Raw genomic sequence first — 19,624 nt, forward strand, 5'->3', positions numbered from 1 at the left:
AAAAGCCCCAAAAATGGGGCTTTTTAGCTAATTCAATATGTATTAGTTGAAATTATAGCGCACTCCTAATTGAAGTCTCCACGTATCGCCAATACTATTGGTATTTCTGAAAGTTTCTGTGGGTAATTCGCTAGTTCCTGAAACCGTGTTCATTCTGTAAATGGGCTCACCTTGATCGTTTCTTCCACGGTAGTTTAACAAAGTGGTTTGGTTTGCAAATTCGGGTACACCCCAATCAGAATTTAATAAATTTCCGAAGTTTAAGAAGTCTAATGAAAATTGCAATTTATTTTTATCAGCTAAAATAACATCTTGAGTCAAACGCAAGTCAAAACGATGTAACCACGGACGCAATACACCATTTCTTTCAGCAATGCTGCCTCTGTTTTCGCTTAAATAATCGTCTTGATTAATGTATGCATCTAAAGCAGCTCTTTGTTCTGCCACCGTAATTGTTCTATCTCCAGCAGAGTAAATTTCAAAATTAAGCTCTGATGCAGAGTTTGGAATGTACATTAAACGGTTTGATGAATCTCCAAAATTTCCAGAATAGGTATAACTAAATCTACCTGCATTACTCCCTTGATAAAAAACAGAAATGGTTGTGTTTTTTGTTGAATATGCTAAATTACCAATAACACGATGTGGAATATCGAAAGCTGAATAACTTAACTCTGGATTGTTTCTATCTTCTTTTACCGTACTTGCCCATAAAGATTGTGCTTGACTTCCTCCTGCTGCATCTAAGTCTCTTGAACGAGAATGTGTATATGCTGCAAAAGTAGAAAACCCATTATCAAACTCTTTTGAAAATTGAGCGGTTACTGAATAGTAGTCTGCTTTTTTGTTAGCATTAGTCAATAAAAATACATTTCTAAACTGTTCGTCGTTAGAATAGTTTCCTTCCCAATACGGACGTTCATCTGGACCGTTTAATATACCATCAGGCTCTCTTAAAACAGCGTTGTAAGCAATAGGCGTAGTAACATCTTGAGAATACATTAATTCTAGTGTTCCTACAATACCGTAGGGCAATTGTTGATCTACCGCTAAATTAGAACGCCAAACTTGTGGTAATTTGAAGTTTTTATCGGTTAAATTTAATTCGTTAGAAAGTGTTTGTTCTGGGTTTTCTGGATTACCAAAAGTAACATCAGGATTAAATTGCCAGCCTGGCCCAAAAAGTCCAGAGTTAGCTACTTCATCTCCTTCGAAACCTAAACCTCCACGTACTACACCAGAACCGTTCACTTGATTAGATAACCAAACAAATGGAAGTCTACCTGAAAATATTCCGGTTCCACCACGTACTTGTGTAGTTCCGTCTCCATTTACATCCCAGTTGAAACCTACTCTTGGTGACCACAATGGGTTAACATCTGGGAATTGACTTACATCTGGGGTAAATGTATTTCCATTATTATCTTGGAAGCCCCAATTTTCAGAAATAAATTCGCTATTTCCAGAAGTTCTTCTTGCTTCAACTAGATTATCTAAAAGTTGATTTCTAGGAATTGGCGTTTCATAGAAAGGTAAATCTACACGTAAACCAGCTGTTAATTTCAAATTGTCCGTAACTTGCCATTCATCTTGAAAGTAAACCCCAAATTGATTAAAGATAGTTTGATCTGTAGGTGGCGTAGTCGAGCCGTCTAATGCATAGCTTGTTGCAAAGGCATCTGGCAAAGCTCCTGGAACTCTATTAATAATAGCATCTTCAAATGCTTGATAAGTGTTGAAACGATAGAAACCATTAAACACTGGATTAAATGCATTGTCAAATGTCATTCTTTCAAAATTTACCCCTGCAGTAAATTTATGCTCTTTGTAGAAGTAAGAAAAATCGTTGGTGATATTAAAAATTTGATTTTCTAATAAATTTCCAACGGTATACAATTCATTACCTAATGAAAAGTAATACAATGGATCACCTGCTGGTCCAGGTTCTAGTACTTCAATAAATGGAAAAGCCTGCCCGCCTGGAATGCCACGCTTTGGATCTTGAATAGACGTGTAACCAATATTTAATTGGTTAGACATGTTCTTACCTATTACTGAGGTTAACTCACCTACCAAAGAAGAAACTTCTCTATCATTAGTATAGTTTGTATTTCTAAAATTCATGGCTTCAATGCCTGTTCTTGAAGTGTTTCTGTATCTTGTATCTATAAATCGAATAGAGTTTCCATTCGTGGGAACATCGTTAAAGCCTGTGTAGCGATTGTATCTAACCATAAATTTATGGTCTTTGTTGATGTTCCAATCTAAACGCGCATTGAATCGGGTTTGCTCTGAACCAAAGCTGTAGCCTTCAAACGCTCCTGTTTGGTAATCGTATAAACTCAACATATTGTCTCTAACATTTTGCAACAAATTGGCAGGAACACGAGAAATAGATACATTATTTGGAGTTTCTCCTGGACGCAAAGCTCTTTTGTTGAAACTGGGTACCAATTCTTCTTCTTCTTCATACGAAACAAAAAAGAACAATTTATCTTTAATGATTGGACCACCTAAAGTAAAACCTTGAATTTCCGTTTTGGCATCATCCTTATTCAAACGTAAATCGCCTACTAAATCTCCAGTCATTTGGTCATTGCGTAAAAAGTAGTAAGCTGAACCTGTAAATTCGTTGTCACCTGATTTTGTTACTGCATTTACAGAAGCTCCAGTAAATCCAGCCGTTCTAACATCGTAAGGTGCTAGGTTTACTTGTACTTCTTCAATTGCATCTAAAGAAACTGGGTTTCCACCTGCAAACTGAGAACTTCCTAAACCAAAGTTGTTGTTATAAATGTTTCCATCTATAGTGTAATTATTAAATCGACTAGAAGTACCCGCAAATGAAGTTCCGTTAGATTGCGGTGTTAAACGTGTAAAATCGTTAATACTTCTACTAATGGTTGGTAAAGCATCGATTTTTTTTCGAGACAAGTTGGTTGATGCTCCTGTTTTAGAAGGATCAGCAATTCCACGCTTAGAAGATACTACAACTTCATCTAGTAAATCTCCGCTCTCCATCACCACTTTTAAGTTGTAACTCTGTCCAAGACCTAAAATTATGTCCGTGTAGGTTCGGTTTTCAAAACCTACATAACTTACCACTACCTTGTAAGGTCCACCAACTCTAAGATTAGGAAAATAAAATTTTCCATCAAAATTAGTAGTAGTTTGATAATTTGTACCAGAAGGTACGTGTGTGGCAACCACTTCTGCATCCATTAAAGGAATTCCAGCATCGTCGTTAACCGTTCCTTGCATACTAGAAGAAGTAACTCCTTGTGCAAATACGCCATAGGATAATAGCGTCATAAAAAACAGTAAAGTTTGTTTCATTTTCATTGTGTTTTTATTGTTATTAATTACGACACAAAAAAAATGAATATTTCTTTTAGGTAGGTATCTTAAAAGTCAATGATGCTTTAAATTAGCGTAAGTAAATTATAACCAAATTAAATTTTAGGTTAACAATTTAATTCCGGTGTTGGATTTTACTTCATTTATGCTAAAGGCACTTTGTGTGTTGGCTATATGCGGAATATCGGTAAGCTTATCAACCATAAAACTCCTGTATTCAGCAATGTTTTTCACCCTGATTTTTAACATATAATCATAGGTACCACTAATGTGAAAACATTCTAAAACTTCATCTAAATCTTGGATTTTCTTTTCGAATTCAATTAGATTTTGTTGACTGTGTTTATCCAATTGAATCATACAAAAAGATAAGAATTCCTTTTCTACTTTTTCAGCATCAAGCGCTATGGTGTAGTGTTGAATTATTAGATTTCGTTCTAAATTTTTAATGCGTTCGTAAACTGCAGTTGCCGAAAGATTAACTTGATTAGCTAAAGCTTTTACACTTTGTTTTGCATCCTTTTGAAGCAACTCCAACAACATTTTATCTGTTGTATCTAGTTTCATTTTGTAAAATTTTCAGTTAAAACAAAATTACTAGATAAATTTAGAATATTTATCTATAAAATATACTTAAATAGATTATTTTACTAAATATATTATTTTAAATAGTATTATTTATAGGTATTTATCACTTTTGAACTGAATTTAAAAATTTCACATCATGGCACATCAACCAGCAAATGAGATACAAGACTTACAATTTTTTGGCGAATTTGGCGGAGTAAATCCGTCTATATCCGATTCTTCTACTTATACTTTTATGAGTGCAAAAGCTATGATGGATACTTTTGAGGGAGAACAAGAAGGTTGTTATTTGTATTCAAGACATAGTTCGCCAAGTACACAATATTTAGCAGAAGCACTTGCCCGAATGGAAAATACTGCATCTGCTCAAGTATTTGCTTCTGGAATGGGCGCCATAAGTACAACACTTATGCAGCTTTGTAAGCAAGGAAATCACATTGTTTCTAGCCGAACTATTTACGGAGGAACCTATGCTTTTATGAAACACTTTTTACCCCAATTTGGTGTAGAAACTTCATTTGTAGATATAACCAATATCGAAGCCATTGAAGCAGCCATCCAACCACAAACCAAAGTAATTTACTGTGAAACACTAAGCAATCCTTTATTAGAAGTTGCAGATATTAAGGCACTTTCTGTACTTGCAAAAAAACACCATCTAACTTTGGTAGTAGACAATACTTTTACGCCTTTATGTATTACGCCAGCAAATCATGGGGCAGATGTAGTTATTCATAGTTTAACCAAATTTATCAATGGAAATTCAGACGCAGTTGGCGGAGCGGTTTGTGCTAGCACAGAATTCATAGAAAGCTTAAAAGATGTAAATCATGGAGCCGGAATGTTGTTGGGTCAAACCATGGATAGTTTACGAGCAGCATCCATATTAAAAAACCTTAGAACATTACCTATCCGAATGCAAAAACACAGTGCAAATGCATTGTATTTAGCGGAATTCTTTCAAAATTTAGGAGTGAAATGTGCTTATCCTGGACTGATGAGTCACCAAGGAAATCCTACTTTTAAAAAAATGGCAAATACTGAATTTGGGTGTAGCGGTTTATTCACTTTAGATTTAGGAACTTTAGAAAAAGCTACTGAACTAATGGAGCTTATGCAACATGAAAATGTGGGCTATTTAGCAGTGAGTTTGGGTTTTTATAAAACTTTATTTACAGCATCAGGAAGTTCTACTTCTTCCGAAATACCCGAAGATGAACAAAAAGAAATGGGACTTTCTTCTGGACTTGTTCGCTTTTCCATCGGACTAGATCACGATATACAACGCACTGCAATGCAAATTGAAAAATGCTTACTAGCTTGTGGTGTAATTGGTGTACCTAAAAGTTTAGATCTTTGTTAGGCTAATTTTTCTACTTAGCTTAATTATTCGCTAAGCGAAGTCTAAGACTTCGCTTTTTTTATGTACTCATTACATAAAACCACAAAGAAAATGCGAAGTTTACAACTTCGAATAGCTTAGTATAGCTGTAGTTTTCGCTTCAAATCAACTTCCATTTTAGAAACGTAACTTTAGTTACATGTGTTTTTGTGTCTATTCTGTATTTTTGTACAAAATAAATTACATGGAACTGAATTTTAAAGTACAAAATTTAAAGTGTGGCGGTTGTGCTAACAGCATAACCAAAAAACTTTCAAGCATACAAGAAGTTAACCAAGTAGAAGTAAATCCAGAAACTTCTATCGTCAGTGTAAAAGTAACTAAAACTGATGTAGAAGCATCTTTAAAGAAAGCTTTGCTTAATTTAGGTTATCCTGTAGAAGGCGATAAAAATGCCTTTAGTAGTAAAGCAAAATCCTTTGTTAGTTGTGCAACTGGAAGAATGTCTAATTAAATAAAAAAACTATGAAAATCAAACAATTTGAAGATGCGCCTTTAGCGCATTATTCATACGCTATACTGAGCAAACAAAAAGTAATTGTAATAGATCCAGCCAGAAACCCACTACCCTACTATCAATTTGCAGAAGAAAATGATGCTGAAATAATTGCAGTATTAGAAACGCATCCGCATGCTGATTTTGTGAGTAGTCATTTACAAATTCACCAAGAAACGGGAGCTACAATTTATGTGAGTAAAATGGTTGGTGCTGAATATCCGCACCAAGCTTTTGATGAAGGAAATCAATTTGAATTTGGAAATGCTACAGTAAAAGCTATCCATACGCCAGGACATTCGCCTGATGGAATTAGTTTTTATGTTACCGATAAAAACAGCAATTCCAAAGCGCTATTTACTGGAGACACTTTATTTATTGGCGATGTAGGTAGACCCGATTTACGTGAAAAAGCGGGAAACATGAAAGCCAAACGCCAAGAATTAGCAGAAGCCATGTATAAAACCGTACAAGAGAAATTCACTGACTTAGCAGATGATGTCTTGATTTATCCAGCTCATGGAGCAGGAAGTTTATGTGGTAAAAACATGAGTGATGCAGCAAGCTCAACATTAGGAAACGAACGTACTGGAAACTGGGCGTTTCAAGACCAAACTCAAGAAGAGTTTGTCAACGAAATTTTAAAAGATCAACCGTTTATTCCGAGTTATTTCGGTTTTAATGTGGATATAAATAAAAAAGGAGCTGCCAATTTTCAACAAAGCACAAACGGAATTCCGTTGAAATTGTACACCAATACTATTGAAAAGCAGCTGCCAATTGTAGATGTTCGAGATGAAGCCGATTTCAAGAATGGTCATTTTGAAGGAAGTTTCAATATTATGGCTAGAAGCGAAAGCGATAAAATTGAAACTTGGTTAGGTGCGATTATTCAACCCGAAGAACAGTTTTATGTAGTAGTAAAAAGTGTGAGTGACATTGAAAGTATTTTAAGTAGAATTGCAAAAATTGGCTACGAAAAACAAATTGAAGCGGTATTAACAATCGGTCGAGAAGCCAAATTAGTTTCTACTGAAGTATTGGATGTTGAAGAGTTTAAAGCCAATAAAGAACAATACCACATCATTGACATTCGCAGTAAAAGCGAACATCAAAACGAAGTAAAGTTTGAATCTTCTGATAATCACCCATTAAATGATTTACGCAAATCTGCTGAAGAAATTAAGCCTAATAAACACGTTGTGGTTCATTGTGCAGGCGGTTACCGAAGTGCTGCTGGTGCGAGTATTTTAGAAGCCAAATTAAAAGGCAGTAAAGTATATGATTTAAGTTCTGCTATTGAAGATTTTTAGTTTAAAAGCTTCATTTAAAGCTATTTTATATTTTAGAAAACCCTAAATTAACTGAACAATGTTCTGCTAATTTAGGGTTTTCTATTTTGTAAGTATGGGTAAATTGAAATTGTATTCCAATTCAATAAGCTTCACTACTGCTAACTTCTACAATCCAACTTTTATTATCTAACTTTTTAAAACTTCTACCATTTAAACTACCTAAAAAGGTCACACAGACAGGCTCTTCATATCTAATATCAAATTTTTGCATTCCTTCAAATCCTAAGCAATCTTTAAAAAACACAAGCTTTTTATGGAAACTAAAAAAGAATGCTACCTTTGTAGGAAATGCAAAACTTATGCTTAAAATTGGCGTCTTAGGCGCGGGACATCTAGGAAAAATCCACCTGCGTTTACTCAACGAATCTCCCAAATATAAATTAGTTGGTTTTTACGATGTAAACCCTGATTATGCGAAAGAAATTGAAAAAGATTTCGGTTACTCCTTTTATTCAGATTATAATAAATTACTCGAAGAAGTAGATGTTATTGACATTGTAACGCCTACGCTCTCTCATTTTGAAATGGCTAAAATGGCTATTGAAAAAGGAAAACATGTGTTTTTAGAAAAACCCATCACCAATACCGTTGAAGAAGCAGAACAATTGATTACACTGGCTAAAAAACACAAAGTTTTAGGTCAGGTTGGACATGTAGAACGTTTCAATCCAGCATTTCGAGCAGCGATTTCTAAAATTGGAAACCCGATGTTTATTGAAACGCACCGCTTAGCAGAATTCAACCCGCGTGGAACCGATGTGCCCGTTGTTTTGGATTTAATGATTCATGATATCGATGCGATTTTAAGCGTGGTAAAATCAGATGTAAAACAGGTCAATGCTTCAGGAGTTTCGGTAATTTCAGAAACACCCGATATTGCTAATGCACGAATTCAATTTGAAAATGGATGTGTCGCGAATTTAACCGCAAGCCGAATTTCATTAAAAAATATGCGAAAGTCTAGGTTTTTTCAAAAGGACGCCTACATTTCTGTCGATTTCTTAGAAAAGCAAATTGAAGTAGTTAAAATGAAAGATGCTCCAGAAAATCCAGGCGATTTCGATATGATTTTGCAAAATGCAGAAGGTGTGAAAAAACAAATTTATTTCGATAATCCAGATGTAGGAAGCAACAACGCCATTTTAGACGAATTGGAAACCTTTGCCGATGCCATTACAAATAAAACAAGACCCATCGTCAATTTAGAAGATGGTACCAAAGCTTTAAAAGTGGCCATGCAAGTGATTGAAGCCTTTGGGAAATAGCCGTTAGCTTTTAGCTGGTAGCTACTAGTTAGAAGTTAGAAGGATAATTATTCAATTAATACTTTGAAAAAATATAATTCTCTTTCTTTTGGAAAGAGTTACAGATAGGAAAAAGTTAGAGAAAGGAAAAAAGTCCCCTTTCCTTTGGAAAGGGCTAGGGATAGGAAAATTAAAACAAACATAACATGAAAAATATAACCGTAATCGGCGCAGGAACCATGGGAAATGGAATTGCCCACACCTTCGCACAATTTGGATACCAAGTAAGTTTAGTAGACCTAAGTCAAGAAAATTTAGACCGTGGTCTAGCTACCATCACTAAAAACTTAGACCGCATGCTGGCTAAGGAAAAAATTAGTGAAGAAGAAAAAACTTCCACCTTAAAAAATATTTCAACCTTTACGAAATTAGAAGATGGAGCAAAGCAAGCCGACTTAGTAGTTGAAGCAGCTTCAGAAAATGAAAAAATCAAGTTGGATATTTTTAGAAGTTTAGATAAAATATGTCCAGAAAACTGCATTTTATCAACCAACACATCATCGATTCCCATTACTAAAATTGCAGCGGTAACTTCTAGACCAGATCAAGTAATTGGCATGCATTTTATGAATCCGGTACCGATCATGAAATTGGTTGAAATCATTCGTGGTTACAATACTTCAGACGAAACCAACGACAAAGTGGTGGAAATGGCTAAAAACTTGAAAAAAGTTCCAACCGAAGTAAACGATTATCCTGGTTTTGTTGCCAACCGAATTTTAATGCCGATGATCAATGAAGCCATTGAAACATTGTATACTGGAGTTGCTGGCGTTCAAGAAATTGATACCGTAATGAAATTAGGCATGGCGCATCCGATGGGACCGCTACAATTAGCTGACTTTATTGGATTGGATGTGTGTCATTCTATTTTGGAAGTAATGTATGACGGATTCAAAAATCCAAAATACGCACCTTGCCCGTTGTTAGTAAATATGGTAAGAGCAGGAAAAATGGGTGTAAAATCAGGTGAAGGTTTTTACGATTACAGCGAAAGCAGAAAAGCGGAAGTTGTTTCTAGTCAATTTACCCACTAAAATGCCTAAATTCTGTGCATTTCAAGCTACAAGACCCACCCGAACCAAAGTGAGTTTGGTGGCTTCGCGTCCGTATGAAAGTTATACTAAAAAAGAGCGCGAAGCTCGATTGGAACACAATCCGTTTTCTTTTTTGCACATTGTAAATCCGGGTTACAAATACAAAAAAGAAATTGCAGGAAAACAACGCTTTAGTTTGGTAAAAAATCGCTTCTTAGAATTTAAAGAAGATGAAATTTTCAAAACCGAAGAACAGCCCGTTTTTTTGTTGCACCAAATTCATTACCGAAATGGTGATGTGTTTTCAGGTTTTGTAGGTTGCTGTCATGCAGAAGATTACAATCAAAATAAAATCAAACTCCACGAAGAAACTTTATCGAAGCGGGTTTCACTTTTTACAGATTATTTGAAAACGGTTCGTTTCAACACCGATCCTGTTTTGTTGACGTATCCTAAGCAAAATCAATTAGATGAAATTACTGCTGAAGTTATTCAAAATCGAGCGGAATACGAATTTACCACGACTTCTAGAGAAACGCATTATGTTTGGGTTATAAAAGATTCGGCTCAAATTGAAGCAATTGAAACTGCCATAGATAAAATTTCGCATTTGTATATTGCTGATGGACATCATCGTATTTCATCTTCGGTTATGCTTGCTAATGAAATGGCACTTGAAAATGAAGAACATACTGGAGATGAAGCTTATAACTTCATTTTAAGCTATTTAATTCCAGAGAATCAATTGAAAATTCGGGAGTTTAACAGATTAGTTACCGACTTGAATGGATTAAGCAAAGAAGAATTTTTAATCCAATTGGACGAATATTTCAGAATAGAAAACCGAAAGCAAGAATATTACAAGCCAACCTATAAACATCATTTTAGTATGTATTTGGATGGTGAATTTTATTCTTTATATCTTCGGAAAAATCACCAAACATTCAACAATGCTTTAGATGAATTGGATGCGCAAATTTTGAATAACTTCATTTTAAAACCCATATTAGGAATTCAAAATTTCAAAAATAGCAAGCGTGTAACTTACGTTCCAGCTCAAAAAGACATGGCTTATGTAAAAGGAAAAGTAGACGCTAATAAATATGCGGTTGGTTTTGGTATGTTGCCAATTCAGATGCAAGAAGTGAAGCAAATAGCCGACCAAGGTTTAAGCATGCCGCCCAAAAGTACTTACATCGATCCCAAATTACGAAGTGGGATTTGTATTCACGAATTTTAAGAATTGAAAATTATGTCAGTAAATATTTCAAAAAACATCAAAACCTTTTTAGCTAAAATTCCTGAGGACGTAGCTTTGGTTGCGGTTTCCAAAACCAAACCCAATGCCGATGTAATGGAAGCTTATGAAGCTGGACAGCGCATTTTTGGAGAAAACAAAATCCAAGAAATGACGGACAAATGGGAAGCGCTTCCCAAGGATATTGAATGGCACATGATTGGGCATGTACAAACCAATAAGGTGAAATACATGGCACCGTATGTAAGTTTGATTCATGCGGTTGATAAGCTGAAATTACTGAAGGAAATCAACAAAAGAGCCAAGCAAAACGAACGAGAAATTCGGTGTTTACTTCAATTGAAAATCGCTGAAGAAGATTCAAAATTTGGAATGAGTAAGGATGATTTAAAGGCTTTACTTTTGAATGAACAACTCAGTAAATTTGAAAATATAAAGATTGTAGGTTTAATGGGAATGGCAACCTTCACGGACGATGAAGCTCAAATTGAAAGGGAATTTTCCTTTTTGAAAAAAACATATGACGAATTGAAAACTACGCATCCACAGCTTCAAATTTTATCCATGGGAATGAGTGGAGATTACAAATTAGGGATTCAACACGGTAGCAACATGATTCGGATTGGAAGTGCTATCTTTGGCAAACGAAACTAAAAAATAGCCTTTGTTTGCCATATTAGACATAGAATCTACCGGAGGAAAGTACAACGAAGAAGGCATCACCGAAATTGCTATCTATAAATTTGATGGCGAAAAGATTGTAGACCAATTTATTAGCTTAATCAATCCTGAGCGTAAAATACAATCCTTTGTAGTTGGTCTCACGGGAATTAATAATGAAATGCTTCGCAATGCGCCTAAGTTTTACGAAGTAGCGAAACGCATTGTTGAAATTACAGATGAATGTATTTTAGTGGCACACAATGCTAAATTCGATTACCGAATTTTACGCACTGAATTTAGTAGATTGGGATTTGAGTTTGAACGTAAATCCATTTGCACTGTAGATTTATCCCAAAAATTGATGCCTGATTTGCCTTCGTATTCATTAGGAAAGTTAGTGAAAAATTTAGGCATCCCAATTACCAACCGGCATCGCGCTTCTGGAGATGCCTTAGCTACAGTAGAATTGTTTAAATTGCTGTTACAAAAAGATACTTCAAAAGAAGTTATCTCAGAGAGTATTCAGGTGAAACCGAAGAAGCGAAAAGACCAAAAATTAATCCGTTTAATTGAAGAATTGCCTGCACGAACGGGCGTGTATTATTTTCATAACGCTGATGGAAAAATTATTTACATCGGGAAGAGTAAGAATATAAGAAAGCGAGCTAATCAACATTTCACCAACGATAGTCCTAAGTCTAGGCAAATTCAACAAGAAGTTGAGCAGATTAACATAGAAGTTACTGGCAGCGAACTTATTGCTTTGCTGAAAGAGAATCAGGAAATTAAAAAAATTCAACCCAAATACAATCGGGCTTTAAAAAAGAAACTTTTTACACACGCATTGTATAGCAAGGTAAATTCGGATGGCTATATTGAATTTAAAATAGGTTCGGCCAACCAAAAAGCTGAACCTATAACTACTTTCACCAATAGTATGCAAGCCAAGTCTGTGCTGAATTTTATTGTGGAAGAATACAATTTGTGCCAGCGTTTATGTGGCTTACACAAAACCAAAGGAGCCTGTTTTAATTATACCATTAAAGTTTGTCAAGGCGCTTGCGTGGGAGATGAATCGGTTGAAAGTTACAATAGTAGAGCACAGCAAGTTTTAGACCGCTACAGCTTCGACAGAAAGAATATGTTGGTGGTTGATCGAGGTAGAAACAGGTCTGAAAAATCGGTGGTTTGGGTAGCTGATGGTGAATTGAAAGGCATGGGCTTTTTCAATTTAAATTACCAAATTCAAAACCCTGAAATTCTTCAACAAGTGATTACTCCTTTAGATGATAACCGAGATGCAAGACATATTGTGCAAGCCTATATTCGAAAAAATGAAAAACGTATTAAGTTAATTCATTTAAAATGATTTCAGTAATTTTGAACTCATGACTTGGAAGGAAAAACTCCACGAGGTAATTTATGAAGCAGACACCAAAGCAGGAAAGCTTTTTGATGTAATCCTGCTCATTGTAATCATCATCAGCCTTGTATTGGTGATGTTAGATTCGGTAGATTATTTGTACGAGGCTTACCATGATTGGTTTGTAATTGCAGAATGGGTCATCACTATCTTTTTCACTATTGAATATGCTTTGCGAATCATCAGCATCAAAAAACCCAGCAAGTATATTTTTAGTTTTTATGGCATCATTGATTTTTTAAGCACCATCCCATTGTATATTTCTTTAGTTTTTGCTGGTTCGGGAGCTTTGCTCACTTTACGTGCATTGCGATTATTGCGAGTATTTCGAGTTTTAAAACTGGCGAAATTCACTGGAGCAGGTGCAAAAATTAGTGTGGCAATTAATAATTCTTTGCCCAAAATATTGACTTTTTTGTATAGTGTAATTATTGTTTCATTTATTGCAGGCGCAATTATGTATATGGTGGAAGGTCCTGAACATGGGTTTACATCCATACCGCGAAGTATTTATTGGACAATTGTTACTTTAACTACGGTAGGTTATGGCGATATTCATCCCGTAACTCCTATTGGTCAATTTGTGGCTTCTATTATTATGATGATGGGTTATGGTGTAATTGCTGTTCCTACGGGAATTGTTTCAGCAGAAATGGTAAAGGAAGAACGCTTACACAACAATACGCAAGATTGCTTTAATTGTGGGGAAAACAAACATCAAAACCATGCAGAATATTGCCACGCTTGTGGATATTCTTTGAACAAGAAAAAGGACAAGAAGAAAAAAACGAAGTAAATGCGCCCTATAAAAAATCAACTCATTTGCATTTTAGGACCTACCGCTATAGGTAAAACGGCTTTGGCTATTCAGTTAGCAAAGCATTTTGAAACTGAAATTATTTCTGCAGATTCCAGGCAATTTTTCAAAGAAATGAATATCGGTACAGCGGTTCCTTCAACTGAAGAATTAGCGGCTGCCCAACATCATTTTATTCAGCATATTTCTATTGAAGAACAGTATAGCGTCGGAAAATTTGAACAAGATGCTGATAAAAAACTGAAGTTGCTTTTTAAACAACAGGATAAAGTATTTTTAGTGGGCGGTAGCGGTTTGTATGTAAAAGCGGTTACTGAGGGTTTAGATGAATTTCCTAAAGTAAATGAAGAAATTCGAGAAAAATTAAATCAAGAATTGAAAGAAAAAGGCTTAGCTCACTTGCAAGTTGAACTGAAAAAAGTAGATTTACAAACTTATAACTCCATTGCTGTTGACAACCCAAAACGAGTGATTCGTGCCTTGTCGGTCTATCGTGCTTCGGGTAAGGCATATTCTTCTTTTTTAGGACAAAAGAAGAAGGATAAAAACTTCACTACCTTAAAAATTGGCTTAAGCGCTCAAAGAGAAATTATTTACAGCAGGATTGAACAACGCGTAGATATCATGATGGAAAATGGCTTGCTTGATGAAGCCAAAAAACTTTTCCCGCACCGAAACTTAAATGCACTCAATACGGTTGGATACAAAGAACTATTTAACTATTTAGAAGGAAATTGCACCTTAGTTGAAGCTGTTTCAGAAATCAAAAAAAACACAAGGCGCTTTGCCAAGCGACAATTGACTTGGTTTAAAAATCAAGAAGAAGATGTAATTTGGTTTGATTACCAAACTCCACTTGAAACTATTATTCAACAAATTGAAGTTAAGAATACACAGGCAAATTAATTTGCCTGTGTAACTTGAAACTGAAAAGCAGTTTGCAATTGCTTATGCTGTTTTTCCGTCAGATCCTTTAACCACCAAACGGAAACCTTCACCGTGGATGTTTAAAATTTCAACAGAATCGTCTACTTTTAAGTATTTTCTCAATTTGGCGATATACACATCCATACTTCTAGATGTAAAGTAATTATCGTCTCTCCAAATTTTAGTAAGCGCCAATTCACGTGGCATTAAATCGTTTTCATGTAAAGCCAACAAACGTAAAAGCTCATTTTCTTTTGGAGATAATTTAATAGGCTCATCATCTTTAAAGGTTAAGAAACGAAGTTTAGAATTCAAATGGAAATTTCCAATATTGAACTCAAATTGCTTGCTATCGGCAATGCTATCGCTAGCTTTACGTTGCATGATGGCTTTTATTTTCATCAACAATACCTCGCTATCAAAAGGTTTATTTAAGTAATCGTCTGCTCCTACTTTATAACCTTTTAATACGTCTTCTTTCATGGATTTTGCTGTAAGAAAGATAATTGGAATGTCTTCGTTTTTCTCTCTAATTTCTTTAGCTAAAGTAAATCCATCTTTGTAAGGCATCATTACGTCTAAAATACATAAATCGTAATCTCCTTTTTTGAATTTTTCAAATCCTTCCATTCCATTTTTGGCGTGGGTCACGTCATAATCATTCATGGTAAGGTAATCTTTCAATACAATTCCGAAATTCGGATCGTCTTCTACTAGTAAGATTTTTTTGTTCTCAGTTTCCATATGTTTAAGATATTAAGGGTAATTTAATAATGAAGGAGCTTCCGACTCCTTTTTCACTTTCTACGGATATTTCACCGTGGTGGTCTTCTACAATACGTTTAACGTACGCCAAACCAAGGCCATGGCCTTTTACGTTGTGCACGTCTCCGGTATGTTCTCTATAAAATTTATCGAATATTTTCTTTTGAACTGCTTTGCTCATTCCTGAACCTTGATCGGTAATTTTTAGAATGATGTAATTTTTTACGTTTTCAGTAAAAATGTCAATTTTTGGTTCTTCTGGTGAATATTTAATAGCATTATCCAGCACATTTACAATAACGTTGGTAAAATGCGACTCGTTGGCTAGAATTGAAGATTTGTTTGCTTCTAAGTGCTTTTGAATATAACCATTTCTATTTTTCACAATTAAATCTACATGACCTACTGCCGCATCAATTAAATCGTGTAATTTTTGCCTGTCTTTGTCTATATCCAATTCGTTGCGTTCTAATTTAGAAATACGCAAGACATTTTCCACTTGCGCATGCATGCGTTTGTTTTCATCGCGAATCATTTTCAGATAGCGATTCATCATTTCTTTATTCTCACCAATTTTAGGGTTGTTCATTGAATCTAAAGCCAAATTGATAGTTGCTATTGGTGTTTTGAATTCATGCGTCATGTTGTTGATAAAATCAGTTTTTATTTCTGAAATCTGACGTTGTTTAAAAAGTTGACTTATAGCTGAAGAAAAGGCCAACACAATAATTATGGTGAAGATGATAGAGATGATTGCCATTTTTGAAACCGATGACAAGATCTCTTTATTTTTATCGGTAAAATTGATAAAAAGTTTATAGTTGTCTTGTTTGTTTTTAGATTGAAAAATAGGAACTCCGTAGGTTGAAGGAGAATTTAAAACAAAATTTTCAGAACGTACTTTGGTTGGTAAATCGTTACTGTAAATGCCATATTCAAAGTCTGAAGTTAAGTTTCGCTGTTTTACTTGTTCCTTAATTAAGGCTTTTAAATGGTCTACTTTAATGCGCTGATGTATTGGCAGCATACTCGCTCCTTCCTGAATAGCGTCACGCATTAAATAGCGTTCTTCCCTATCCATATTTTGGATTTTTTCATACCGATCCATTGCAGAAAGTTGTTTATCGTCTAAACCTTCTTTTCGAACAACTCGGGTTACTTTTCTATTTACCAACTTTCTAAATTCAATACTATCTTGGTCACCGTAAAGAAATGGAGAAGAAACTTTGTAATCTTCCTGCAAAATTGAATTTGAATACACATAATATTCGCTGGATTCGTCTTTATCTTTTACATGAAAGAGTTCACTTAATTGTGTATCTAAAGCGTTGGCTGAATTTGCCATGGCAGCCACTTCAAAATAATATTTGTCAATCTCTTCATTTTCAACGGTTCTAGCCACATTGATTAATACTTGTTTAGCCGAAATTGAAAATTGTTCTTCGCTGCTTTCAACAGAATTTTTAATCCAATATCCCTGGACAAAGATAATTCCAATCAAGGAAATACTCATCAAAACAATTAATAGTCGAAAAAGCTTTTTATTCATACCCCAAATGTAAAATTTAAGGCTTTTAACATTTGTTGCTTTAAGAAAATATTAACTGCAAAATAATTTAAATTTTATGAATATTCTTTAAATATTTATAAATATCCTGCACTTTTTCTTTTGTTTTTATTAATTCTTCATTTTTTATTATAAAATCAGCTAATTTCATTTTGCGTTCATCTGTCCATTGGTTACTCATTCTTGCTTCAATTTGAGAACGCTTTGCATTGTCTCTATGTTGGATGCGTTGTACCTTAGTTTCTTTAGGAGCAACTACCAAAATGGTATAATCGCATATTTCCTGTCTATTTTTTTCAAAAAGAATAGCAGCTTCATAAGCAACTAGTGTTGAATCTTGTTTGTTTTTCCATTCTAAAAAAGCTTCAGCTACAGCTGGATGAACTACCTTATTTAGCTGTTCTAAAGCTTCTTTATGATTAAAGACTTTGCTGGCTAAATATTCCCGATTCAATTGTCCATCTTTATAAGCTTCACTGCCGAAGTTGGCAGTAATTTGTTCCTTCAATTTAATAGATGTACTCATTAAACGTTTTGCTTCTTCATCTGCAATAAATACTGGAACTCCTAAATCTTTAAAAAAATTAGCTACAGTGGTTTTACCACTGCCAATTCCGCCAGTAATACCAATAACTATTGTTTTCATTTATTTTCTGAGTATATATTCAATTCGGTTGGGTGTAAGTTGAATACGGATTGCTTTTTTGGGTTTTTCCGTTAATTTAGGTACTAAAATTGAAGCTTCACTTAAAGCAGAATTGAAGTTACATTCAATTTGAAAATCCTCTTCATTAATATTTTCTAATTCGTCTAAACTAGATTGAAACTTGATAGTTATGCTATTTGGAATTAATTCTACTTGATAGTTATCAGGAGCATTTTTTAATTGTATGGGTAAATTAAAACTCTGTTCTGAAAATTTTTCAACTTCAAAAGCATAATCTACTTTATCAAATTCAAGGGCAACCGCATCTGTAAAAGGTTTCAACAATGGCAATTCACCGGATGAATTCTTTCTGACATATTTCAAAATAAGTTCTTCTGTCTCTATGCTTTTTATGCCTTTTATTTCATTTGTTGGTCCAGCAATGTTTACCGAATCACGATTGATCTGAACGCCTTTGTAACTAGCATAAGATTTGGCATAATTGATTTCTATATTGCTATGTATCGGAACTTTTTTAGTAGCTTTTACATCAAACGGAATAATAACTTCTTTGTTGGTAACACTAAATTCTTCGGTAGATAGTTTGAGTTTTTTTGCAATTTGAGTAATAAACAAACTGCTTTGAAATACATAAACCGAATCTTTTTTTTGTAATTCGTTTATAGGAAATACAATCTTACCATCAATAAATTGTTTTTTAAAAAGTGAAAAGCCAGTTTGCTCAATGTTTATAGGCAATTGAATTTCTTGAACAGAAAGTATCTCTTTTACTGGAACATCTGAAAAAGCAATGCTAATTTCATCATCAACATTATGTGTTTTGGTAAATTGAAGTATAATCCATAACAAAAATGTAAATGTTGTAAAAAACAAAATTGCTTTCCAATTGGTTTGGCTTAATGATTTTGTAATCTTCTTTTTATTTATATCAATCTTTGTCATTAAAAAGTGTTGTTTCCTTTATAAAATAAAAATGGAAATTGTTTTTGGGGTTTATAATTTAGTAAATGAAAATAAAATATACTTTTTAGAAAACCAAAACCATATCCTACAAATTGTATAGTTACCGCCAAGATAACAAATAGCGAAATAGTAACGGATTTATACTTCATAAATGAAACTAAAACCAAGCATAACATATACAAAAGAAACAGAAAAAAAAGCGCTGGATAACCTATAAACAACAGTAAGAAACTACATAATAATCCTATTGAAAAAATGCTTGGAAAAAAATAGCTCAGTTTAAAACTGCTTTTGTGTTTTTTGAATAGAATGGGCCTAACTAAACCAAATTTGTAGACTTGTTGAAAGAACTTATACCAAGAAATTCTCCTTTTATGATACACACCTGCATTTGGTAGAAAAACAGTTGGAAAGCCTAATTTTTGTATACGAATGGATAAGTCTGGGTCTTCTCCTGGATGTATGTTGGTAAAACCATTGGTTAACCGAAATACATTTTGCGAAATTCCCATATTGAAACTTCTCGGCTCATATTGTTGTATTTGCCTTTTATTTCCCCGAATTCCACCTGTAGTTAAAAATGAAGTCATGGTAAAATCGATAGCTTTCTGCAAATTAGAAAAATTTACATGAGCTAAATCTGGACCACCAAAACATTCAATAGTAGTGTTTTTCTTTAAAAAAGAATCTATATTTTGTAAATAATTAGCAGGAAGGATAACATCTGAATCTAAGATAAGAAAGAAGTTTCCATTGGCATTTTTTATTCCAAAGTTTCTTGAATCGCCAGGTCCAGTATTCTCTTTTTGAAAGTAATGAATTTGAATTTTTGAATTGTATTTTTTTATAATGTGGTCGCATGTTTTAGTTGACCCATCTTCTACAATAACCACTTCAAAAGGGATTTGCAAATTTTGATTGATAAGGCTAGACAAAAGCTCATCAATTTCATCTGGCCTATTGAAAACGGGAATAATAAATGAATACAAATATTCCATGCTGTAAATATAAAGTATAAAAAAATCCCAGCACTTT

General features: G+C 34.2%; 17 protein-coding genes. 10 read left to right on the forward strand and 7 right to left on the reverse strand.

Translation table 11 applies throughout. From position 1 onward, the window contains the following. Positions 1–42: 42 nt before the first annotated feature. Positions 43–3,336 (reverse strand): TonB-dependent receptor, encoded by a 3,294-nt coding sequence (locus IEV72_RS04300; RefSeq protein WP_188457863.1) that lies wholly within the window; start codon positions 3,334–3,336, stop codon positions 43–45. Positions 3,337–3,459: 123 nt separating this feature from the next. Further along, entirely contained in the window at positions 3,460–3,924 is a 465-nt protein-coding gene (locus tag IEV72_RS04305) for an Lrp/AsnC family transcriptional regulator (protein WP_188457864.1), read from the reverse strand. A 157-nt stretch (positions 3,925–4,081) separates the two neighbouring features. Here IEV72_RS04305 and IEV72_RS04310 point away from each other — a divergent pair, with 157 nt between their 5' ends. The 10 genes from IEV72_RS04310 to miaA all read left to right on the forward strand — a co-directional run bounded on the left by IEV72_RS04310 (position 4,082) and on the right by miaA (position 14,606). Then, positions 4,082–5,308, forward strand: coding sequence for an aminotransferase class I/II-fold pyridoxal phosphate-dependent enzyme (locus IEV72_RS04310; RefSeq protein ID WP_188457865.1), 1,227 nt, complete (start codon positions 4,082–4,084; stop codon positions 5,306–5,308). A gap of 223 nt (positions 5,309–5,531) precedes the next feature. After that, positions 5,532–5,801 (forward strand): heavy-metal-associated domain-containing protein, encoded by a 270-nt coding sequence (locus tag IEV72_RS04315; RefSeq protein WP_188457866.1) that lies wholly within the window; start codon positions 5,532–5,534, stop codon positions 5,799–5,801. Positions 5,802–5,812: 11 nt separating this feature from the next. Beyond that, positions 5,813–7,156, forward strand: coding sequence for an MBL fold metallo-hydrolase (locus IEV72_RS04320; RefSeq protein ID WP_188457867.1), 1,344 nt, complete (start codon positions 5,813–5,815; stop codon positions 7,154–7,156). Between the two features lie 341 nt (positions 7,157–7,497). Further along, entirely contained in the window at positions 7,498–8,463 is a 966-nt protein-coding gene (locus IEV72_RS04325) for a Gfo/Idh/MocA family protein (protein ID WP_188457868.1), read from the forward strand. Positions 8,464–8,648: 185 nt separating this feature from the next. After that, positions 8,649–9,539: a 3-hydroxyacyl-CoA dehydrogenase family protein gene (locus IEV72_RS04330; RefSeq protein WP_188457869.1), complete on the forward strand. Its 891-nt coding sequence runs from the start codon at positions 8,649–8,651 to the stop codon at positions 9,537–9,539. 1 nt (position 9,540) lies between these two features. Next, positions 9,541–10,779 (forward strand): DUF1015 domain-containing protein, encoded by a 1,239-nt coding sequence (locus tag IEV72_RS04335; protein ID WP_188457870.1) that lies wholly within the window; start codon positions 9,541–9,543, stop codon positions 10,777–10,779. 12 nt (positions 10,780–10,791) lie between these two features. Further along, complete coding sequence (locus IEV72_RS04340; RefSeq protein WP_188457871.1) at positions 10,792–11,451, forward strand: YggS family pyridoxal phosphate-dependent enzyme; 660 nt, start codon at positions 10,792–10,794, stop codon at positions 11,449–11,451. A 10-nt stretch (positions 11,452–11,461) separates the two neighbouring features. Continuing rightward, positions 11,462–12,829, forward strand: a complete 1,368-nt coding sequence (locus IEV72_RS04345) for an exonuclease domain-containing protein (RefSeq protein WP_188457872.1) — start codon at positions 11,462–11,464, stop codon at positions 12,827–12,829. Between the two features lie 19 nt (positions 12,830–12,848). Beyond that, a complete protein-coding gene (locus IEV72_RS04350) occupies positions 12,849–13,679 on the forward strand; it encodes an ion transporter (RefSeq protein WP_188457873.1) in 831 nt (276 codons plus the stop codon). Next, positions 13,680–14,606, forward strand: a complete 927-nt coding sequence (miaA, locus tag IEV72_RS04355) for a tRNA (adenosine(37)-N6)-dimethylallyltransferase MiaA (RefSeq protein ID WP_188457874.1) — start codon at positions 13,680–13,682, stop codon at positions 14,604–14,606. Positions 14,607–14,648: 42 nt separating this feature from the next. Here miaA and IEV72_RS04360 read toward each other — a convergent pair whose 3' ends face one another. The 5 genes from IEV72_RS04360 to IEV72_RS04380 all read right to left on the reverse strand — a co-directional run bounded on the left by IEV72_RS04360 (position 14,649) and on the right by IEV72_RS04380 (position 19,587). Beyond that, positions 14,649–15,371: a response regulator transcription factor gene (locus IEV72_RS04360; protein WP_188457875.1), complete on the reverse strand. Its 723-nt coding sequence runs from the start codon at positions 15,369–15,371 to the stop codon at positions 14,649–14,651. A 4-nt stretch (positions 15,372–15,375) separates the two neighbouring features. After that, the gene (locus IEV72_RS04365) at positions 15,376–16,941 is read right to left on the reverse strand and encodes a sensor histidine kinase (protein WP_188457876.1); all 1,566 of its coding nucleotides are present in this window, start codon (positions 16,939–16,941) and stop codon (positions 15,376–15,378) included. 67 nt (positions 16,942–17,008) lie between these two features. After that, the gene (coaE, locus tag IEV72_RS04370) at positions 17,009–17,605 is read right to left on the reverse strand and encodes a dephospho-CoA kinase (RefSeq protein ID WP_188457877.1); all 597 of its coding nucleotides are present in this window, start codon (positions 17,603–17,605) and stop codon (positions 17,009–17,011) included. Then, entirely contained in the window at positions 17,606–18,568 is a 963-nt protein-coding gene (locus tag IEV72_RS04375; RefSeq protein ID WP_188457878.1) for a YbbR-like domain-containing protein, read from the reverse strand. Then, positions 18,568–19,587 carry a glycosyltransferase family 2 protein gene (locus tag IEV72_RS04380; RefSeq protein WP_188457879.1) on the reverse strand — a complete coding sequence of 340 codons (1,020 nt, stop codon included), beginning with the start codon at positions 19,585–19,587 and terminating at the stop codon, positions 18,568–18,570. The genes IEV72_RS04375 and IEV72_RS04380 overlap by 1 nt, the downstream gene beginning before the upstream one ends. Positions 19,588–19,624 lie beyond the last annotated feature (37 nt).

The organism is Psychroflexus planctonicus (genome assembly GCF_014640195.1).
GTDB lineage: Bacteria > Bacteroidota > Bacteroidia > Flavobacteriales > Flavobacteriaceae > Psychroflexus > Psychroflexus planctonicus.